Below are 20,222 nucleotides of genomic sequence, written 5' to 3' on the forward strand. Positions count from 1 at the left end.
AACGCGCGCCCCGTTGGCTCCATCCTTGCTACGGGCGAGCGTCATTCCGGGGGCATGCGAAGCATGAACCCGGAATCTTCGAAGTGACGGCGCGAGATTCCCCGATGCGCAATTGCGCATCTGAGGTTCGCGCTAAGGCGCGCCCCGGAATGACTTGCTTTCGCAAATCAGTTCTTCAGCCGGTAGCCGGTTCTGAAGATCCACGCCACGATGGCCATGCAGGCGACCAGGAAGCCCACGGTCATGCCGAGACTCAGCGGCACGCTGACATCGGCGATCTCGTAGAAGCTCCAGCGGAAGCCGGAGATCAGATAGACCACGGGATTGAGCAGGGTGATGGTGCGCCAGCCCGACGGCAGCATGTTCACCGAATAGAAGCTGCCGCCGAGGAAGGTCAGCGGTGTCACCACCAGCATCGGGATCATCTGCAGCTTCTCGAAGCCGTCGGCCCAGATGCCGATGATGAAGCCGAACAGGCTGAAGGTGACCGCCGTCAGCACCAGGAAGGTCAGCATCCACACCGGATGCTGGATATGCAAGGGTACGAAAAGCCCGGCCGTCGCCAGGATGATCAGGCCGAGGATGATCGACTTGGTGGCGGCGGCGCCGACGTAGCCGATGACGATCTCGAAATAGGAGATCGGCGCCGACAGGATCTCGTAGATCGTGCCGACGAATTTCGGGAAGTAGATGCCGAACGAGGCGTTGGAGATGCTCTGGGTCAGCACCGACAGCATCACGAGCCCCGGCACGATGAAGGTGCCGTAGCTGACGCCCTCGACCTCGGTGATGCGCGAGCCGATCGCGGCGCCGAACACCACAAAGTACAGCGAGGTCGACACCACCGGCGAGACGATGCTCTGCAGCAGCGTGCGCCAGGTGCGCGCCATTTCGAACAGGTAGATGGCCCGGATTGCGCGGTAGTTCATGGCGCCCTCACCAGGCTGACGAAGATGTCTTCGAGGGAGCTTTGTTTGGTATCGAGGTCCGAGATGCGGATGCCGGCATTGCGGAGATCGTTGAGCAGGCTGGTGATGCCGGTGCGGTCGCCTTTGGTATCGTAGTCGTAGGTCACGGTGCGGCCGTCGTCGGACAATTCGAGATTGTAGGCAGACAGAACATCGGGAATGGCCTCGAGCCTGTTCTGCAATTGCAGCGTCAGCTCCTTCTTGCCGAGCTTCTGCATCAAGGTCGCCTTGTCCTCGATCAGGATGATCTCGCCCTTGTTGATGACGCCGATGCGGTCGGCCATCTCCTCGGCTTCCTCGATGTAGTGCGTGGTGAGGATGATGGTGACGCCGGAAGCCTGCAGCGTGCGGACCACCTCCCACATGCCCTTGCGCAATTCGACGTCGACCCCGGCGGTGGGCTCGTCGAGGAACAGGATCTGCGGTTCGTGCGACAGCGCCTTGGCGATCATCACGCGGCGCTTCATGCCCCCGGACAGCGTGATGATCTTGTCGTCCTTCTTGTCCCACAGCGACAGGTCGCGCAGCACCTTCTCGATATGGGCGGGGTTCTTCGGCTTGCCGAACAGGCCGCGGCTGAAGCTGACGGTCGCCCACACCGACTCGAACGCGTCGGTGTGCAGTTCCTGCGGAACCAGCCCGATCATCGACCGCGCCGCGCGATAGTCGGCGATGATGTCGTGCCCGCCGATCGTGATGCGGCCCTCGCTCGGATTGGCGATGCCGCAGATGATGCTGATCAGCGTGGTCTTGCCGGCGCCGTTCGGCCCGAGCAGCGCGAAGATCTCGCCTTTGACGATATCGAGATTGATGCCCTTCAGCGCCTTGAAGCCGGAGCCATAGGTTTTCGAAAGATTGGATACGGAGATGATCGGCGACATGGAGAGTCGGTGAGCGTGAGGGAGGGGGCGCGCGCGGATTGGGGCCCGGGCAGGCGCGTGATGCGGGTTCAGCCCAGATAGGAACGCACGGTCCGTTCTGCAATCGGTCGGCGAGGGAGAAATTTATTCTGCAGCGTGCACCGCTCCCGCTTGCGGGCAGGGCCATTGCATACGGCGCTTGCGGCCTCTGCAACTCACGTGTCCACGTATCGAGGCCGGGCTCGAACGAGGCTGATAGCCTGCCGCCTCAGGGGCGCACTACCAAAATGTCGAAAACAACCCCATGCAAAGGAGCCGGCGGCCGGCGGCGCATATTGCAACTTGACCCTTCGGGCAAATCAGCGGTAATCTTCTATTATTCCGAAATCGTGGAGGCGCCGCTCGCCCCGGGGACATCGTATACGGGCGGGAGGGGATGCAGTTCCGACGCCCCGATATTCAATCCAATCAGTGCTTCTTGGCTGATTTCGCCGGCTTCTTGGCGGCGGCCGTCGGGGCAGGGTGCGCGGGCGGCGCGCTGTCGGCGACCTTCGCGACCAGCATGATCTGCACCTGGTTGTTGACCGGCGCGTTGGGTTTGGTCGGGTCGAGCAACTGCTCCTCGCCGAGCCCGACCGACTGCAGGCGCTTCGCGGTGATCTTGAAGGTGTTGACCAGGATGTCGCGGATCGCGTCGGCGCGCCGCTGGCTCAGCAGCACATTGTTCTCGCGTCGTCCGGTCGATTCGATGTGGCCGACGATCAGGAAGGTGTAGGGCAGCAGCGAGGAGTGCGTCAGCGCATCGGCGATCCGCCCGACCGTCTGATACGATTCCGGCAGCACGATCGGCGTGTCGACGTCGAACGCGATGTCGACGTTAAACGTCGGCAGCTTGGTCAGGTCGGGAGCGATCGGCGGCCGCTTCGAGGGCGGTGGCTCGTTCTTCGATCGCGACTTCGATCGTTCGGCCACCTGCTGGCGCAGCGCAGGGACATCGACCTCGGCATCTGTCTCAAAATGATTGAGTTTGGCGATGACGTCGTCGCGTGTGATGGCGGTCTGCGCCGGCGCTGGCGCAATCGACATCGCCAGCAAAGCCAGCGTGCCCAGCAGGGCCAAAAGGCCAGGATCGCGCAAGCCTCGCCTCGACAGCCGCATCATTGATACCCCGCGTCATTGATCGCCTGGGTGCAATTGCGGCTGAGGCCCTTGGCGCTGACGAGGCAGGGCACCGACTTGCTGGTCTCCTTGGTCGAGCCGCCGCAGACCTTGACGATCTCGCGGGTGCAGGCATTCGCAACGGTGACGCGCGCCGCGATCCGCTTCTGGATCGCATCGAGGGTGGAGAAGTAGCTCTCCTTGCACTGCGGCGAGATCACGTCGCGGTTGCGCGACAGGCATTCCTTGAGGCGGTTGGAGTCGAGATTGACGCCGCGGCAGTTCGCGGTGATGTCTGCGCCGCAGGCCTTGGCGAGCTGGGCTGCCGAATCGCCAAAGCTCATCGTCTCCGCGACCGCCAGCGACGGCGCGGTGAGCGCGATGACAAAAAGGAAAAACCTCCCCCGGACCATGGATCCATCTCAACCCATGAAATCAACTGGGGTCAAGGGCTACCAACAGAGAAGACCGCCAAAGAAGGTCGCCAAAGAAAGGTCGCTATGTCACACCCGTTGCACAAAGCTGTCGACCACCTTCTTCTCGCCGGCCTTTTCGAAGGCGATGGTCAGCTTGTTGCCGTCGATCTTCACCACATGGCCGTAGCCGAATTTCTGGTGAAATACCCGGTCGTCCAGCGAAAAATCCGACGTTGTGCCGGTGGACTTCGCCACCAGCTCGCCCTCGATCACGACAGGGCCGCGCTTGGTGCGATTGAAGCTTTCGGAGGAAAAGGAGGATTGCCGCTCCTCGAAGCCGCTGCCGCTACGGCCCCCGCCGCCGCGGTTGCGGTTGGCCTGGGCGCGCTGCCAGCCCGGGGTCGAATAGCTCGAGCCGAATGATTCGAGGTTGTCGAAGCGCGAGGCGCCATAGCCGCCGCTGCCGCCCCAGCCCGATCCGCCCTTGGATTCGGTGATTTCGACATTGTGCGCCGGCAGCTCGTCGAGGAAGCGCGAGGGGATCGTGGTCGACCAGGTGCCATGGATGCGGCGGTTGGTGGCGAAATAGATCTTGGCGCGGCGGCGCGCCCGGGTCAGCCCGACATGGGCGAGGCGGCGCTCCTCCTCGAGCCCGGCGCGGCCCTGTTCGTCCAGCGTGCGCTGGCTCGGAAACAGGCCTTCCTCCCAGCCCGGCAGGAACACGTTGTCGAATTCCAAGCCCTTGGCCGAATGCAGCGTCATCAGCGACACCGCCTCGTCGCCGGCCTCGCCGTCGCGGTCCATCACCAGCGAGATATGTTCGAGAAACCCTTGCAGGTTCTCGAATTCCTCCATCGAACGCACCAGCTCCTTGAGGTTCTCCAGCCGGCCCGCGGCATCAGCCGAGCGGTCCTTCTGCCACATCTCGGTGTAGCCGCTCTCGTCGAGCACGATCTCGGCGAGCTCGGTATGCGAGGTGACCTCGCGCTGGGCGCGCCAGCGGTCGAACTGCATGACGAGATCGCGCAAGGAGCCGCGCGCCTTCGGCTTCAGCTCGTCGGTCTCGACCACGGCGCGCGCCGCCTCGAACAGCGGAATGCGGCGCTTGCGGGCATGGTCATGCAGCAGCTGCACGGTGGCGTCGCCGAGCCCCCGTTTGGGCACGTTGACGATGCGCTCGAAGGCGAGATCGTCGGCCGGCGAGTTGATGGTGCGCAAATAGGCCAGCGCATCGCGGATTTCGGCGCGCTCATAGAATCGGGGGCCGCCGATCACGCGGTAGGGCAGGCCGAGCGTGACGAAGCGGTCTTCGAACTCGCGCATCTGGAACGAGGCGCGCACCAGGATAGCGACGTCGTTGAGGTTCTCGCCCGAGCGCTGCAGTTCCTCGAGCTCCTCGCCGATCGCGCGCGCTTCCTCTTCCGAATCCCAGGAGCCGGTGACGGTGACCTTCTCACCGTCGACATCCTCGGTGCGCAGCGTCTTGCCGAGCCGGCCTTCATTATGCGCGATCAGATGCGAGGCCGCGGCCAGAATGTGGCCGGTGGAGCGGTAATTGCGCTCGAGGCGGATGACCTTGGCGCCGGGGAAATCGTGCTCGAAGCGCAGGATGTTGTCGACCTCGGCGCCGCGCCAGCCATAGATCGACTGGTCGTCGTCGCCGACGCAGCAGATGTTCTTGAGGGGTTGTTGCGTGGTGACGTTTTCCTCGTCATTCCGGGGCGCACCGCCAGGTGCGAACCCGGAATCTCGAGTTGAGTCCTCATTGCTTCGGGATTCCGGGTTCGCCTCTTCGAGGCGCCCCGGAATGACTGGCGCGTTGGTTGCTCCCGGAATGACGTCGGCAAGGCGTCGCTCCGGCCGCGACGGCGCCTGCGACAGCAGGCGCAGCCACAGATACTGCGCGACGTTGGTGTCCTGATATTCGTCGACCAGGATGAACTTGAAGCGGCTCTGGTACTGCCGCAGCACGTCTGGATTTTCGCGGAACAGCCTGATGTTCTCGAGCAGCAGGTCGCCGAAATCGGCCGCGTTGAGGATCTTCAGCCGCTCCTGATAGGTCGCGTAGATCTTGCCGCCCTTGCCGTTGCCGAACGAGGCCGCTTCGCCCGCCGGCACCTGCGACGGCGACAGGCCGCGGTTCTTCCAGCCGTCGATCAGGCCGGCCAGCATCCGCGCTGGCCAGCGCTTGTCGTCGATGTTCTCGGCCTGCAGCAATTGCTTCAGCAGCCGCACCTGGTCGTCGACGTCGAGCACCGTGAAGTTGGATTTGAGCTGCACCAGCTCGGCATGGATGCGCAGGATGCGGCCGCCGATCGAGTGGAAGGTGCCGAGCCACGGCATGCCCTCGACCGCCTGGCCGAGCATCTGGCCGAGCCGCAGCTTCATCTCGCGCGCCGCCTTGTTGGTGAAGGTCACCGACAGGATCTCGTGCGGCCGCGCGCGGCCTTGGCTCAGGATATGCGCGATGCGCGTGGTCAGCACGCGCGTCTTGCCGGTGCCGGCGCCGGCAAGCACCAGCACGGGGCCGTCGAGCGTCTCGACCGCCTCGCGCTGCTCCGGATTGAGGCCGCTCAGATATTGCGGGCCGGCCGCCGCCCGCGCACGCGCGGCGATGCCGCCAGCCGCCGGCTGGTGCTCGGGAACGCCGTGATAGGGCAATTTGCTCGGCTCGGTCATTGGCGAATCGTCTCGGCCCCACGATGACACCGCAGGATGGTGAAGGGGAGCCTTCTTAACAGGGATTGAAGGCCATATAGGGCCTGATCGGCCGTTTTGACAGGTTTTATCGCGATCGACAGGAACGCTTTCGCCGGCAGCCCACCATCAATGCTGGTTCCGGAAATCAACGAAAATTTCGCGGTTTCACGCTCAGGAACCCGCGTTTCCCGGCCGGATTGTTTCAACGGGTGCGCGCCGGACGAAGGTCCGCGCCCGAGAAACAGCAAGGAAACGAAGCGGAGTTTTGATCATGCTGAGCTGGGTCGTCACGTTCCTGGTCATCGCCCTGATCGCGGGCATTTTGGGCTTTGGCGGCATCGCCGGCGCCTCCGTCGAAATCGCCAAGGCGATCTTCTTCATCGCCGTCATCCTGTTTCTGGTGTCGGCGGTGGTCGGATTGGTACGCGGCCGCACAAGGGTCTAGCGAGGCCGCGAACCGGCGGCCGCTTCGCTTGAAAACGGCAAGTTATTTCGCCGAGGGCATCGCCACGTTGCGGCCGATGCCCTCGGGACGCGATACGCCCACATAGCTGTCCACGATCGCTTGCGCGCGGGCGCGGATATCGGGCGGAAACGGCGCTACCTTGCGCGCCTCCATGTCGATGTGCAGCGTGAGATTTTCCGAGGTCGCGGAGAGCCAGCCTTCGGTGGCATGGCGCAGCTCCTCGAACGTGTGCAGCCGCTTCTCGTCGGCGCCGAGCAGGTAGACCTGGACCTGCACGGGATCGCCGAGATGAATCTCGCGGAGATAGCGGACGTGGCACTCGGCGGTGAAGGTCGAGCAGTGCCGCGCCTTCATGTAGTCCGGCCCGATGCCGAGCTGCAGCCACATCTCGTCGATGGCGCGGTCGAACATCACGTTGTAGTAGGCCATGTTGAGATGACCGTTGTAGTCGATCCATTGCGGCTCGATCTGCATCACCGAGGATCTGAACGGGGCCGATGGAAGCGGCATCTCGCTGGTGGCAGTCGCTGAAGTCATGATCCGTCCCCGGTTCGTTGGCGTTCGAGCATGAGCTTTTCTGTGACTCCGGCGTCCACTTTTTCAAGTCAGGCTCTCTTGACCCCTTATACAAGCTTTGCCACGGTCGGCTAAAGGTAGGAGGAAATTTGACGTGGCGACAACGATTTCGGGCAATGTGACGCGACCTGATCCGCAGGCCCTGAAGCGCGCGATCGACGCGCTGGCGGCGCGGTTCGGCAACCGGCTCGTCACGTCGCAGGCGGTGCGCGAGCAGCACGCCCATACCACCACATGGCTGCCGACCCAGCCGCCGGACGCCGTCGTGATGGCGCAGGAAACCGCCGACATCCAGGACGTGGTGCGAATCTGCGCCGCCAATCGCGTACCGGTCATCGCCTTCGGTACCGGAACCTCGCTCGAGGGTCAGGTCAACGCGCCCGCGGGCGGCATCTGCATCGATCTGCGCGACATGAACAAGGTGCTCGAGGTCCATGCCGAGGACCTCGACTGCGTGATCCAGCCCGGCGTGACGCGGAAGGCGCTCAACGAGCATCTGCGCGACCAGGGTCTGTTCTTTCCGATCGATCCCGGCGCCGATGCCTCGCTCGGCGGCATGACCTCGACCCGTGCCTCTGGCACCAACGCGGTGCGCTATGGCACCATGCGCGAGAACGTGCTGGCGCTGAAGGTGGTGCGCGGCGACGGCGAGATCATCACGACAGGCACGCGCGCCAAGAAGTCGTCGGCCGGTTACGACCTGACGCATCTGTTCGTCGGCGCCGAGGGCACGCTCGGGATCATCTCCGAATTGACCATCCGCCTGCGCGGCATTCCCGACACCATCGCGGCGGCGGCCTGTTCGTTCGACACGGTGCGTGGCGCCTGCCAGGCCACGATCCTTGCGATCCAGACCGGCATTCCGGTCGCCCGGATCGAGCTGCTCAATGCCGCGCAGGTGAAAGCCTGCAACAGCTACTCAAAGCTGTCGCTGCCGGAGACGCCGCTGCTGCTGCTGGAATTCCACGGCAGCGAGGTCGAGGTTACCGAGCAGTCGAAGAATTTCCGTGACATCGCCGCCGAATGCGGCGGCGGCGACTTCACCTGGACCACCAAGCCGGAAGACCGCACCAAGCTGTGGCAGGCCCGGCACGACGCCTACTGGTCGGTGAAGGCGCTGCGCCCCGGCGACAGCATCGGCGTGGTTGCGACCGACGTCTGCGTGCCGATCTCGCGGCTTGCCGACTGCGTCACCGAGACCGAGGAGGATCTGCAGCGGCTCAACCTGCTGTCGCCGATCGTCGGCCATGTCGGCGACGGCAACTTCCACTGCTCGCTGCTCTGCGACGTCAACGACAAGGGCGAGATGGCGCGCGGCGAGGAGTTCATGCACCGCCTGGTCGAGCGCGCCCAGGCCATGGACGGCACCTGCACCGGCGAGCACGGCATCGGCCAGGGCAAGCAGAAATACTTGCAGGCCGAGCTCGGCCCGGAAGCGCTCGACGCGATGCGGGCGCTGAAGCAGGCCCTCGACCCGCAAAACATCTTCAATCCCGGAAAGATCGTCCCGGCCGCTTGAGGCGTCGTCACGCCGCGCAGCGTTCGTGAGCCCGCGCGCGGCGCGTGTCACGCGCGGAACTTTTCTGCCCGCCCGGCGTCTCTCTTGTGTTGCCGCGATATGTGCGGTGCGCGGAGGGAACGCCGTGATCGGACGGGCAATCGGAATTGCGGTCGTGGTGCTTGCGATGGCGCTGTCGGGCGATGCGATCGCCCGAGGCGGCGGCGGGCACGGTGGCGGCCATGGCGGAGGACATGGTGGCGGCCATGGGCATGGTGGTGGCCATGGCCACGGTGGTGGCCATGGACGCGGCGGGCATGGCTTCGGCCACATGCATTTCGGCGGCGGCCATCATGGCGGGTTCGGCCGCTCGCACGGGATCTCGCGGTCAGGCTTCGCCGGCCATGGCGCCTTCGCATCGCGCGGGGGTGGCAATTTCGGCCGGATGCGCAATGCCGCAATCGCACCAGGCCATATGCGCAATGCGTTCAGCTCGCTGTCGCGCAACGGCGCATTGCGCAACGGCCGGCTGTTGAGCAACCCTGCGGCGCGTGCGCAGATCGCCGCGGCTGCGGCGCTCGCCGGCTGGCACGGCGGGGCGGTGGCCAACGGCTGGTGGCAGCATCCCGGCGGCGGCTATGGCTGGGTCGGCCCGCTGTTCTGGCCGTTCGCGTACAACGACATCTACGACTACGCGATCTGGGGCGACGACATCGGATTCTGGGGCTACGGCTATCCGGACATCTATGCCGGCATCTTCGGGCCCTATGGGTATGACGATCTCAGGGCCTATCTGCCGGAGCGCCGGACGGGCCGCCGTTACCGCGGCGGTGGGCGCATCGAGCAGATGTGCGGCAATGACAGCCGTTCGGTCGCCGGCCTGCCGGTGGATCAGATCGCGGATACGGTGCAGCCGACCGAAGCGCAATCGGTGGCGCTCGGCGAGCTCGGCAACGCGTCGCTCGCGGCGGCCCAGGTGATTCGCGCGGCATGTCCCGCGCAGGTGGTGTTGACGGCCCCGAACCGCCTCGCCGCCATGCAGCAGCGGATCGAAGCAATGGTCACCGCGGTCGGAATCGTGAAGCCTCCGCTGGAGAAATTCTACGGCCTGCTCGATGACGAGCAGAAAGCGCGGCTCAACGCGCTTGCCGAGAACCAGCGCAAGGAAGCCGCGGCGCGCGATCCGAACGCGACGGTCGCCCAGAGCTGCGGCGCCGCACAGCCGGCGATGCAGGAATGGCCGACCGGCGAGATCGAGGCGCGGCTGCAGCTCAGCGACGCCCAGCGCGGTGCGCTCCAGGCGCTGCAGGATGCCAGCGCCGACGCCGCGCGGAAGCTGAAGGCCGCGTGCCAGACCAATGAGGCGATGACCCCGCCCGCACGTCTTGCCTTCGTCGCCAAGCGGCTCGACGTCATGCTGCAGGCGGTCAAGGATGTCCGCGCCGCGCTCGAAAATTTCTACGCCACGCTCAGCGATGAGCAAAAGGCGCAGTTCGAGGCGATCGGGCCGAAACGATCGGCTTAGAGCCTCGGCGGTTCGCGTGAAAACGCGGCGAGCGAAATCCCCGCAGCCTCGGCCCTGACGCAATCAGAACCGAAACGGGCTTTATTCCATGAGTTCGACATCAATTCGCGCGCGGATCGGCCGCGGGTGTGGCCGCCGGGCCATAGTGTGCACCTCTTGCTCGGCACCGAGTCGACTCTGCGGTTCACAGGTTGCGCCAAGGCCAGCTATGTTTGCCGTGCTTTCAAGGTGCGGCGATGTGGTGGTTCAGCAAGGACGAGCACAAGGATATCTGGGACGATCCCGTCGCGCACCCGCTCGGCGACATCGAAGCTGCGCAGCGGATCCGTGCGATCTGCCGCGATGCCGCCGGCTGTGCCGAGGCGGTCGGCTCGCCCGACAAGCGCTCAGCGAAGAAGCAGCAGATCGAGCGTGATCGCTACGAGCGTGCCGCCAAGGTCGCGATGGAGACCGCGATGAGGATCTCCGACGAGCTGGTGCGAGATTCCGCGGTGCGCGAGATCGTCGGTCTCTGCATGAGGGCCAACAACATCAAGACGGGGCGGGCGTTGCTGCGCGCCATCCACGCGGGCTCGATCAAGGCGGAGGTCCTGAGGGAGCATCCGACGCTCGAGGGTGAGCAGGCCTGAAGTCGTCCGGTAGCCCGGATGGAGCGTAAGCGAAATCCGGGACGGTTCATCAACGCGCGAGAAATCCCGGATTGCGCTTCGCTTCATCCGGGCTACTCAGCAATTTGTAGCTCCGTCATTGCGAGGAGCGATAGCGACGAAGCAATCCATGCTTCCGCATATGCCACACGATGGACTGCTTCGCTTTGCTCGCAATGACGGAGGATCGTGCGTAGCCCGCATGAGCTAAGCGATATGCGGGAACGGTTTCCCGGGTATCGCTTCGCTCATGCGGGTTACGGACTGATCTCACCAACCTCTACGCCTGTCCGCCGAGCGTGCGGACCGCTTCGTCGACGCTGCGGAAGACGTGGTCCCGCGGCAACACCTCGTAGAGACCGAAGCGCCCGAAGGCGTCCTGCGCGCGCTCGGATTCGAGCCGCGCCACCGCCACCGTCACGCCCTCATCGCGGCATTCGCGAAATAGGTCGCGCAGCGCTTGCGCCGCCGTGAAATCGATCTCGATCATGCCGCTGGCCTCGATCACCAGCAGCCGCGGCTTGGGCGTCGCCCCGCCGATGGCCTGGAGCACGCCGCTGTGGAAGCTTTCCGCGTTGAGGAACGACAGCGGCGCCTGCAGGCCGACGACGGCAATGCCGGGCGTGCGCTCGCCTGTGACGTGCGGGCCCGTCGGCCACCAGATCGTGGTGCCGGGCACGTGGACGAATTCCACCAGCTGGCCGCGCGTCGTGGTCCAGATGCCATGCAGCAGCGACAAAGCGATGCCGACGGCGACGCCTTGCTCGATCGGCAGCACGATGATCGCGGCCGCCGTCGCCACCACCAGCAGGAATTCATAGAACGACTGGCGGAAGATCGCGACGATCTGCTTCACGCGGATGATGCGCAGCGCCACGAACAGCAGCACGCCGCCGAGTGCCGCGTCGGGCACGTGCCGCAGCAGCGTTGCGCCGAAGGCGAGCAGCGCGAGCACGATGGCCGCGGCAAACAGCCCCGAGAGCTGCGTGCGTCCGCCGGTCTCCGACACGATGCCGGTCCGCGGCGGGCTGGCGTTGACCGGAAAGGCGCCGAACAGCCCGGACAGCAGGCTGCCGGCACCGGCGCCGAGGAAGTCGCGATCGACGTCGGCCGGCTTGTCCGGATCGGACAGGAACGAGCGCGTCGTCGCCGCGGTCTGCACCATGACGACAACCGCGATCAGGATCGCCAGTGACAACAGTTTGATCCATCGCTCCGGCGCGATGTCCGGAAACGATGGCGTCGGCAGCGTCCCGGGCACGGTGCCGACCACCTTGACGCCCTTGCTTTCGAGATGGCCAGCGATCACGGCGACGGTGGCCACGACAAGGCCGATCAGCGCGCCCGGAATGCGTGCGCTGATCTTCTCCGATCCGGCGACCAGCGCCAGTACGCCGAGGCCGATCGCCAGCGTGTAGAAATTGGTTTGACCGATCTCCTCGGTGAGCACCCCGAGCTTGTAGAGCGTCGGCCCGTCCGGCGTGGTCACGCCGAGCACGCCGGGTAATTGCGAGACCAGGATGTGGACCGAGATGCCGGCGAGGAAGCCGACCGTCACCGGGGTCGACAGTAAATTGGCGATCCAGCCGAGCTTGAACAGGCTGCCGGCGATCATGATCGCGCCGACCATCAGCGCCAGCGCCATCGCGAGCGCCTGATAGTCCGGCGAGCCGGCGGTCGCCATCAGCGCAAGGCCGCCGGCGAAGATCGGCGTGATCGTGGAGTCGGCGCCGCAGGACAGGAAGCGGTTGGCACCGAACATCGCAAAGCCGAGCGAGCCGGCCATGAAGGCGAAGAAGCCGATCTGCGGCGAGAAGCCGCCGAGCCGCGCGGTCGCCATCTGCTCCGGGATCGCAATCGCGGCGAGCGTCAGCCCGGCGATCAGGTCACCCGGCAGGTCGCTTGGCCGGAACGACCTGAGCGAACGGAAGACCGGCCAGCTGGCGCGTGTCTGACGATCCTGGCCCATCGGTGCCCCGTGAGGATTGCGGCGATTCCCCGATAGTCCGACATCGCGCGGCCAAAAGCCAGCCGACGGCAGCCTGCGTCGGCGTGAAGGCCTAGCCGATATTTTGCAGCGCCGGGAAGGTTTCCAGCAGCCAGACGCTGACGCTCGAGACTGCGCCGGTCAGGAAGCCGATGCCGGTGACCACCATCAGCACGCCCATCACCCGCTCGACGGTGTCGAGATGGCGCTTCATCCGCGCGAACAGCGAGGAGAACTGCTTGACCATGAAGGCCGCAAGCAGGAACGGGATGCCGAGCCCGGCGGAATAGACCGCGAGCAGGCCGGCGCCCTTCGTCACCGTGGCCTCGGCGGCCGCGATCGAGAGGATCGCGGCGAGGATCGGCCCGATGCATGGCGTCCAGCCGAAGGCGAAGGCCAGGCCCATGACGTAGGCGCCCCACAGCCCGACCGGCTTCGGCGCGGTCAGCCGCCCCTCGCGCATCAGCAGGCCGATCCGGGTCACGCCGAGGAAGTGCAGGCCCATGATGATGATGACGATGCCCGCCAGGATCGAGAGCTCGGCGGACCAGGCGCGCACCAGCCCGCCGACAAAGGAGGCGCTGGCGCCGAGCGCGACGAACACGGTGGAGAAGCCGAGCACGAACATCAGCGCCGCCGTCATCACCGCGCGCTTGGAAGCCGCGGTGGCGCCGTCCTGGTTGACCTGCTCGATGGTCGCGCCGGTCAAATAGATCAGATAGGGCGGCACCAGCGGCAGCACGCAGGGCGAGAGGAAGCTGACCAGACCGGCGATCAGGGCCGCCGGGATCGAGACGTCGTGCATCAATGAAACCTTCGCAGAATAGCGCTCCTGTCTTGGCGTCTATGCGGCCAACAATCCAGAAGTTTCGTCGTCGCAGCCTTCAACTATGGTCACAGGCCCGTGTGCGGGTCGACTCTCGTGGCAGGCGCGGAATGACGGTGAGGCGAGCACGCCGCGCGGCTCCCGCTCTCGCAAGGGGGAGGGAACCCTTCCGGCGGTGCCTCGCTCCCGCGCCAATCACTGATGCGGATTTTTGACCTGCAAGCGGCACCACACATTCGCTGTCGTCCCGGCCTAATGCGCAATTGCACACGGGGGTCGGGACCCAAAACCACCGCTGCACATGGTTGCGCGACGCTGGAACGACGAGTCCCACCGACAACATCGACCGCGGCGTATGGGTCCCTGCTTTCGCCAGGACGACCATGTGGAAGCAGTGAGCGCATCACGACCGCAGTCACCAACATCATCGGCGCTTGGCTGGACGTGGCGTGTCGAACTCCCGGCCACGGATTCGCACCAGGTCGTCGGCGGAATTCGTCAGCAGCACGACCGTGGCTGTGCGCGCCGTCTCCGCATCTCCGGCGGCGATTGCGTCCAGCACCGCGCGGTGCTCGCGCAGCGCCCGCGGACGGTGCGAGCCCGGCGCTGCGATCGTAAAACTCTGGCGCAGCGTGATCTCGAACATCTGCGCGATCGGCCAGAAGAATTCGTTGCGGGTGGCGAAATAGATCGCCTGGTGGAACGCGATGTCGGCGGCGACGAACTCCTCGTTGGTCTTCGCCGCGTCCATGCCGTCGCATCCGGCGCGGATGCGGGCGACGTCGACCTCCTCGGCATGGGTCGCCGCGAGCGCTGCCGCGGCCGGCTCGACCGCGGCGCGCAGCTGGAACAGCTTGGCGAGGTAACGGTCGATCTCCGCGGTCTCGAGGTGCCAGCGCAGCACGTCGGGATCGAGCTGATTCCACTGCTCGGGCGGCCGAACCCGCGTGCCGCTCTTGGGCCGCGACTCGATCAGGCCCTTGCCGGTCAAGGTGCGGATCGCCTCGCGCACCACGGTGCGGCTGACGTCCATCATCTCGCAGATCCGGATTTCCGGCGGCAGCGTTTCGCCGACGCCGATCTCGCCGCGCACGATGCTGCTGCCGACGCGGTCGGTGACCTGGCTGTGCACGCTCCGACGCAACGCGTTGGATGTCTGGAACATCGAGGGCCTCGCTGCGGTTGCAGCCTGCGCCGCCGCCGAGCCGCGCCCTTGCACAACCGTATCCGTTTTGTCATACATTATGACAAATCGGCTGCCAAGCTCACGCCGTCAGGCGGGTGGCCAACACAATAAAGATCCGTCCCCGGGAGGAGCACCATCATGACGTCGAACCGCGTGAGCCGCCGCATTGTGCTGCAGTCGTCGGTCGCAGCGACCGCGTGGCTTGCCGCCGCGCCCGCCATCATCGGCCGCGCCGAGGCTGCGGTGATGAAAATGCGATGCTCGTCGTCGCTTCCGAACGATCCCAAATACGCCAATGGCCGCGTCTACTACGACAATCTGGTCAAGAGTCTGAAGGCGAACGGGCTCGGTGAGCAGATCGAGGTCACCTTCTTCCCCGACAACCAGCTCGGTCAGGAGATCGACGTCATCAACTCGGTGAAGCTAGGGGTGATCGACCTGATGGTGTCGGGCTCGTCGATCTCGGCGAATCTCGTGCCGCTGGTCGGCACCTTCGACCTCGGTTACCTCTTCACCAGCTTCCAGCAGCAGACCAAGGCGTTCGACGCCGGCGCGGCGAAGCCGATCGAGGCTGCGCTGCTCAAGGGCGCCAGCATTCATATCATCGGCTGGGCCTATAATTTCGGCGCGCGCAGCGTGCTGGCGAAGAAGCCGGTGAAGACGCCGGAGGATCTCGCCGGCCTGAAAATCCGCACCTTGCCCAATCCGATCATCACCGAGTGCCTGCGGCTGATGGGCGCCGCCGCAACGCCGCTGGCGTTCGGCGAGATCTATACGGCGCTGCAGGCCGGCGTGCTCGACGGGCTCGAGCACGATCCGCCGACCATCCTGGCGAGCAAGTTCTACGAGACCGCGAAGCACTATGCGCTGACCCAGCACATCTTCTCGCCGCTCGCGGTCTATTTCAGCGACACCAGCTTCAACCGCATGGCTTCCAAGCTGCGCGAAGGCTTTCTCGACGCGGCGAACAAGGCCGCGACCGACACCCGCGCGCACGGCCTTGCGGTGGAGAAGGAGGCGCTGGCGGCGTTGGTGGAGAAGGGCGTCACCGTCGTCGAATGCGACAAGGAGGCATTCCGCAAGCGCGTGCTGCCGCAGACCGACAATTTCATCAAGGCGCGGCCCGAGGCCAAGGCCGTCGTCGACCTGATCCGCGCCACCCAGGCCTGAGGTCGGCGCATGTCAGTCGCCGCAGTCGAGGCGAGAAGCAGCGCCGATCGGATCACGGCACCGCTGCTCGCCGTCAGCGACGCGATCGCCGCGCTCCTGCTTGCCGCCGATCTCGTGGTGGTCTGCGTCGCGGTGCTGGCCCGCTTCCTGTTCAACGCGCCGGTCGAATGGTCCGACGACGTCGCCCGCGGCCTGATGGTCGGGTCGAGCTTTTTCGGCGCGGCAAGCGCGCTCGCCCGCGCCGAAAATCTCGGCGTCGCCTTCTTCGTCAACATGCTGCCGCCGGGCGTGCGGCGGGTGGTCGACGCGGTCGGTGCGCTGCTTGTCACCATCATTGCCGGCTATGTCGCGTTCAACGCCGTCAAGATGGGCTGGCTGACCACCGGTCAGACCTCCGGCTCCGGCCTGCCGCTGGAATGGACGTTCTATCCGATGGGCGTCGGCGCGGCGTTCATGACGATCTTCGCGTTCGAGACGTTCTGTGGCCGGCCGTTGCGCGACATGACGGTGGCCATCGTCGCGACTGCCGTCATCGTGGGTCTCTATCTCGCCTGGGATGCATTCGCACCATCGTCCTTGCCGTCATCGCAAACGTTGATGCTGATCGGCTTCTTCCTCACGCTGTTCGGCGGACTGCCGATCGGCTTTGCGCTGGCGCTGGCGGCGCTGATCTTCATCTGGGTCGAGGGCACGCTGCCCGGCGTGATCTTCGCCCAGCAGATGGCGCGCGGCATCGACAATTTCGTGCTGCTGGCGATCCCGTTCTTCATCCTGGTCGGCTACCTGATGGAAGCCAACGGCATGTCGGTCCGGCTGATCGAGCTGCTGCAGCGCGCGGTCGGACGGATGCGCGGCGGGCTCAACGTCGTCATGGTGATGTCGATGGTGCTGTTCTCCGGCATCTCGGGCTCCAAGATGGCCGACGTTGCAGCGGTCGGCTCGGTGCTGATCCCGGCGGCGCGCCGCGCGCGGCAGAACCCGGGCGGAGCGGTGGCGCTGCTCGCCGCCTCCGCTGTCATGGCGGAGACGATTCCGCCCTGCATCAACCTCATCATCCTCGGCTTCGTCGCCAACCTGTCGATCGGCGGACTGTTCGTCGCCGGCATGTTGCCGGCCGCGCTGATGGCGCTGGCGCTGATCGCGGTGTCGATCATCTTCGGCAAGCGCCCCGCGGCGAACGTGGAAGCCGAGCCGCGCGTCGCGGTATCCGGGCTCTGGACCGGTGCGATCGCCTCGTTCGGGCTGATCTTCATGATCTTCTTCGGCTTCAAGAGCGGCTTTGCCACCGCGACCGAGATTTCCGCCTTCGCCGCGGTCTACGCCATCGCCGTCGGCAGCCTGCTGTTCCGCGAGCTCGGTGCGAGGAGTCTGGCGCATTGCTTCGTGCATGCGGCTGTTCGTTCGGGGCTGGTGCTGTTCATCGTCGCCGCGGCGCAATCGCTGGCCTTCATCCTGACGCTGCAGCAGGTGCCGCATGCCGTCGGCGACCTCATGCTGGCGATCTCGGGCAGCCACGGCGTCTGGCTGTTCATGCTGCTGTCGATCCTGGTGCTGGTGGTGATGGGCTCGGTGCTCGAAGGCGCCGCGGCGCTGATCATTTTCGGCCCGCTGCTGCTGCCGGTTGCCGTCAAGCTCGGCATCGATCCGCTGCATTTCGGCGTCGTGCTTGTGATCGCGATGGGGCTCGGGCTCTTTGCTCCGCCACTCGGCCTTGGGCTCTACGGCGCCTGCCTGATCGGCAACGTGCCGATCGAGCAGACCATCAGGCCGATCGCGGGTTATCTCGGCCTGCTGTTGCTGTGCCTGCTGGTGATCGCCTTCGTGCCCGCCATCAGCACGGCCTTGCCGCATGCGCTCGGCTACTAGGGGGGTGGGATCGTGAAGGTGCTGCTTGCCCATACCCCGCAGATGCGCCGCGACTATTATGGCGAGCGTAGCCTGAACGGCCTGCGCGCGGTCGCCGACGTCGTGCTGCACGAGGGCGAGGAGGCGCTCGATGCGGCGGCGTTGGTCAAGGCTGCGGCCGATGTCGACATCATCGTCGCCGACCGCATGACGCAGGGGCCGGGAGCGATTTTTCCCCAGCTGCCGAAGCTGCGCGCGTTCGTACGCTGCGCGGTCGATATCCGCAATATCGATGTGGCTGCGGCCTCCGCCGCCGGCGTGCTGGTGACGCAGGCGAGCGCCGGCTTCGTCCAGTCGGTCGCCGAGCTCGCGCTCGGCTTCATGGTCGATCTGTCGCGCGGCGTCTCGCGGGCGACCGCGGATTATCACGCGGGCAGGGCGCCCGAGGTCATCATGGGCCGCCAGCTGGCGGGAAGCACGATCGGCATCATCGGCTATGGCAGCATCGGGCGCTATCTTGCCGGGATCGCAAAAGTGCTCGGCATGAATGTGCTGGTCGCCGATCCCTTCGTGACGCCGGACGATGCGGCGATCGCGCATCTGCCGCTCGACGATCTGCTGGCGCGCGCCGACTACGTTGTCTGTCTCGCGATCGCCAACGCGCAGACCGAGAACCTGATCGGGCAGGCCGCGCTGGCGCGGATGCCGAAGCACGCATTCTTCATCAACCTTTCGCGCGGAAACCTCGTCGACGAGGCGGCGCTGTTGGCCGCGCTGCGCGATGGCCGCATTGCGGGTGCCGCGATGGATGTCGGCCGCGCGCCGGACCAGATGCCGACGCCCGAGCTTGCGAAGCTGCACAATGTGATCGCAACGCCGCATGTCGGCGGCCTGACGCCGCAGGCGATCGAGCATCAATCGTCGGAAACGGTACGCCAGGTCGCGAAGATCGTCGCCGGCGAGATACCCGTCGGTGCGGTCAATGCCGGCTACTGGACACGGCGGCCTCGGCCATGAAAGTTTGGCGAAGCCCAATGTCGTCCGCGGGGCTGGACAAGAGCTTCGCATCCGGCCCAGACTTGGCCCGCATAACCGCGGCCCTTGAGCGCGCGGACAACCAATGAACGGACGTCCCGCAACAAACGACGGGCGCCGAGAGGGAAACAGGGAGGCATCACATGGCTATTTCACGCCGTGACGTTTTGTTGGGCAGCGCCGGTGCTTTGGGCGCCGCATCATTTTCCTTCCCAGCGCCTGCCATCGCACAGTCGGAACCGATCAAGATCGGCTGTCTCGCGGCGATCACCGGCCCGAGCTCGGCTCCGACGGTCGGCTTCAATCGCGGCGTCAACTTCGCGGTCGACGCCATCAACGGCGCCGGCGGGGTGAAGGGCCGCAAGATCGAGCTCGTGATGCGCGACACCCAGGGCGATCCGACCAAGGCGGTGAACGCGACGCAGGAGCTGATTAGCCAGGCCAAGGTGCACGCGATCTGGGGTCCGCTGAACTCGGGCGAGGCGCTGGCGACGACGCCGATCATGGCGCGCGCCAAGATGCCGGACCTGCATCCCTGCGTCGTCGAGACCCTGATCGACCCGGTCAAGTTCCCCAATGCGTTCCGCATCGCGCCGTCGAACAACCAATGGGACGATGCCGTGCGCAATTACTGTCTCAAGATCCTCAAGGTGAAGAAGGTCGCGGTGATCGGCGACACCACCGGCTATGGCGTCACCGCGGTCGGCGCCTCCGTCGCGGCGTTCAAGAAGGACGGCGCCGAGGTGGCCTATCAGGCCAATATCGACGCCACGCAGCCCGACATGACGCCGGACATGCTGCGCGCCAAGAATGCCGGCGCGGAAGCGATCGTGGTGTGGAGCGTCTCGACCGGCATGGAGGCGCGCATGTTCAACACCCGCGCCGCGATGAACTGGGACGTGCCCTTTGTCGGTCATCCCTCGATGGCGTCGGGCGAGCTTGCGAGCCTGGTCGCCAAGCCGGAGAACTGGAAGAAGGTCTACGCGATCGGCTACAAGAGCTGCAGCTATGACGGCGCCGGCAAGCTGCCGCCGAAGAGCGCGGACCTGGTCGCGCGCCTGACCAAGGCCAACATCGCGCTGAACGACACGCTGTTGTGGTGGGTCGCGGGCGGCATCGATTGCATCGAGCTGATCGCCAAGGCGGTCGCCGAAAGCGGCTCGACAGACAGCGCCGGCATCATCAAGTACTGGAACACGCTGTCGACCTATCCCGGCTATTTCGGCAATTACCGCTTCTCGCCGACCGAGCACAACGGCTACCTGACCGAAGAGATCGTGATGTCGGAAGCCTCTACCGCCAAGGACGGCACCTTCGCGCTGGCGCCGGGGTATACATAGAAGGGCGAGGGCGCAGCCG

General features: G+C 65.6%; 17 protein-coding genes. 8 read left to right on the top strand and 9 right to left on the bottom strand.

What is annotated here, in order from left to right; genetic code table 11:
- Positions 1 to 167: 167 nt before the first annotated feature.
- From J2R80_RS18535 to J2R80_RS18555, 5 genes are all read right to left on the bottom strand, one after another.
- A complete protein-coding gene (locus J2R80_RS18535) occupies positions 168 to 929 on the bottom strand; it encodes an ABC transporter permease (protein ID WP_028342160.1) in 762 nt (253 codons plus the stop codon).
- A complete protein-coding gene (locus tag J2R80_RS18540) occupies positions 926 to 1,849 on the bottom strand; it encodes an ABC transporter ATP-binding protein (RefSeq protein ID WP_092088660.1) in 924 nt (307 codons plus the stop codon). The genes J2R80_RS18535 and J2R80_RS18540 overlap by 4 nt, the downstream gene beginning before the upstream one ends.
- 447 nt (positions 1,850 to 2,296) lie before the next feature.
- Positions 2,297 to 2,989 carry an OmpA family protein gene (locus J2R80_RS18545; protein WP_076824165.1) on the bottom strand — a complete coding sequence of 231 codons (693 nt, stop codon included), beginning with the start codon at positions 2,987 to 2,989 and terminating at the stop codon, positions 2,297 to 2,299.
- On the bottom strand, positions 2,986 to 3,399 hold the full coding sequence (locus J2R80_RS18550) for a hypothetical protein (RefSeq protein ID WP_057015016.1): 414 nt from the start codon (positions 3,397 to 3,399) through the stop codon (positions 2,986 to 2,988). Before J2R80_RS18550 ends, J2R80_RS18545 begins: the two co-directional genes overlap by 4 nt.
- A gap of 90 nt (positions 3,400 to 3,489) precedes the next feature.
- Positions 3,490 to 6,081 (bottom strand): ATP-dependent helicase, encoded by a 2,592-nt coding sequence (locus J2R80_RS18555; RefSeq protein WP_253639085.1) that lies wholly within the window; start codon positions 6,079 to 6,081, stop codon positions 3,490 to 3,492.
- Between the two features lie 292 nt (positions 6,082 to 6,373).
- On the opposite strand from J2R80_RS18555, the gene J2R80_RS18560 reads away from it, so the two are divergent.
- Entirely contained in the window at positions 6,374 to 6,547 is a 174-nt protein-coding gene (locus J2R80_RS18560) for a DUF1328 domain-containing protein (RefSeq protein WP_016846258.1), read from the top strand.
- A 42-nt stretch (positions 6,548 to 6,589) separates the two neighbouring features.
- On the opposite strand, the gene J2R80_RS18565 is transcribed toward J2R80_RS18560, so the two are convergent.
- On the bottom strand, positions 6,590 to 7,078 hold the full coding sequence (locus J2R80_RS18565) for a thioesterase family protein (protein ID WP_028332516.1): 489 nt from the start codon (positions 7,076 to 7,078) through the stop codon (positions 6,590 to 6,592).
- Between the two features lie 160 nt (positions 7,079 to 7,238).
- On the opposite strand from J2R80_RS18565, the gene J2R80_RS18570 reads away from it, so the two are divergent.
- The 3 genes from J2R80_RS18570 to J2R80_RS18580 all read left to right on the top strand — a co-directional run bounded on the left by J2R80_RS18570 (position 7,239) and on the right by J2R80_RS18580 (position 10,796).
- Entirely contained in the window at positions 7,239 to 8,663 is a 1,425-nt protein-coding gene (locus J2R80_RS18570; protein ID WP_253639086.1) for an FAD-binding oxidoreductase, read from the top strand.
- 124 nt (positions 8,664 to 8,787) lie between these two features.
- Entirely contained in the window at positions 8,788 to 10,167 is a 1,380-nt protein-coding gene (locus J2R80_RS18575; RefSeq protein ID WP_253639087.1) for a Spy/CpxP family protein refolding chaperone, read from the top strand.
- A gap of 236 nt (positions 10,168 to 10,403) precedes the next feature.
- Positions 10,404 to 10,796 carry a hypothetical protein gene (locus J2R80_RS18580; protein ID WP_057015020.1) on the top strand — a complete coding sequence of 131 codons (393 nt, stop codon included), beginning with the start codon at positions 10,404 to 10,406 and terminating at the stop codon, positions 10,794 to 10,796.
- A gap of 298 nt (positions 10,797 to 11,094) precedes the next feature.
- Here the strand turns inward: J2R80_RS18580 and J2R80_RS18585 are convergent, their stop codons facing one another.
- The 3 genes from J2R80_RS18585 to J2R80_RS18595 all read right to left on the bottom strand — a co-directional run bounded on the left by J2R80_RS18585 (position 11,095) and on the right by J2R80_RS18595 (position 14,792).
- Positions 11,095 to 12,783 (bottom strand): SulP family inorganic anion transporter, encoded by a 1,689-nt coding sequence (locus J2R80_RS18585; RefSeq protein ID WP_253639088.1) that lies wholly within the window; start codon positions 12,781 to 12,783, stop codon positions 11,095 to 11,097.
- A gap of 91 nt (positions 12,784 to 12,874) precedes the next feature.
- Entirely contained in the window at positions 12,875 to 13,606 is a 732-nt protein-coding gene (locus tag J2R80_RS18590; protein WP_016846251.1) for a cytochrome c biogenesis CcdA family protein, read from the bottom strand.
- Positions 13,607 to 14,051: 445 nt separating this feature from the next.
- Complete coding sequence (locus J2R80_RS18595; protein WP_253639089.1) at positions 14,052 to 14,792, bottom strand: FadR/GntR family transcriptional regulator; 741 nt, start codon at positions 14,790 to 14,792, stop codon at positions 14,052 to 14,054.
- A 159-nt stretch (positions 14,793 to 14,951) separates the two neighbouring features.
- On the opposite strand from J2R80_RS18595, the gene J2R80_RS18600 reads away from it, so the two are divergent.
- From J2R80_RS18600 to J2R80_RS18615, 4 genes are all read left to right on the top strand, one after another.
- Positions 14,952 to 15,983, top strand: a complete 1,032-nt coding sequence (locus J2R80_RS18600) for a TRAP transporter substrate-binding protein (protein ID WP_057015024.1) — start codon at positions 14,952 to 14,954, stop codon at positions 15,981 to 15,983.
- A gap of 9 nt (positions 15,984 to 15,992) precedes the next feature.
- Positions 15,993 to 17,849 carry a TRAP transporter large permease subunit gene (locus J2R80_RS18605; protein ID WP_253639090.1) on the top strand — a complete coding sequence of 619 codons (1,857 nt, stop codon included), beginning with the start codon at positions 15,993 to 15,995 and terminating at the stop codon, positions 17,847 to 17,849.
- A gap of 12 nt (positions 17,850 to 17,861) precedes the next feature.
- A complete protein-coding gene (locus tag J2R80_RS18610) occupies positions 17,862 to 18,845 on the top strand; it encodes an NAD(P)-dependent oxidoreductase (protein ID WP_253639091.1) in 984 nt (327 codons plus the stop codon).
- Positions 18,846 to 19,006: 161 nt separating this feature from the next.
- Positions 19,007 to 20,203: an ABC transporter substrate-binding protein gene (locus tag J2R80_RS18615; protein ID WP_225164325.1), complete on the top strand. Its 1,197-nt coding sequence runs from the start codon at positions 19,007 to 19,009 to the stop codon at positions 20,201 to 20,203.
- Positions 20,204 to 20,222 lie beyond the last annotated feature (19 nt).

The organism is Bradyrhizobium sp. USDA 4541, from assembly GCF_024171085.1.
Lineage (GTDB): Bacteria > Pseudomonadota > Alphaproteobacteria > Rhizobiales > Xanthobacteraceae > Bradyrhizobium > Bradyrhizobium australafricanum.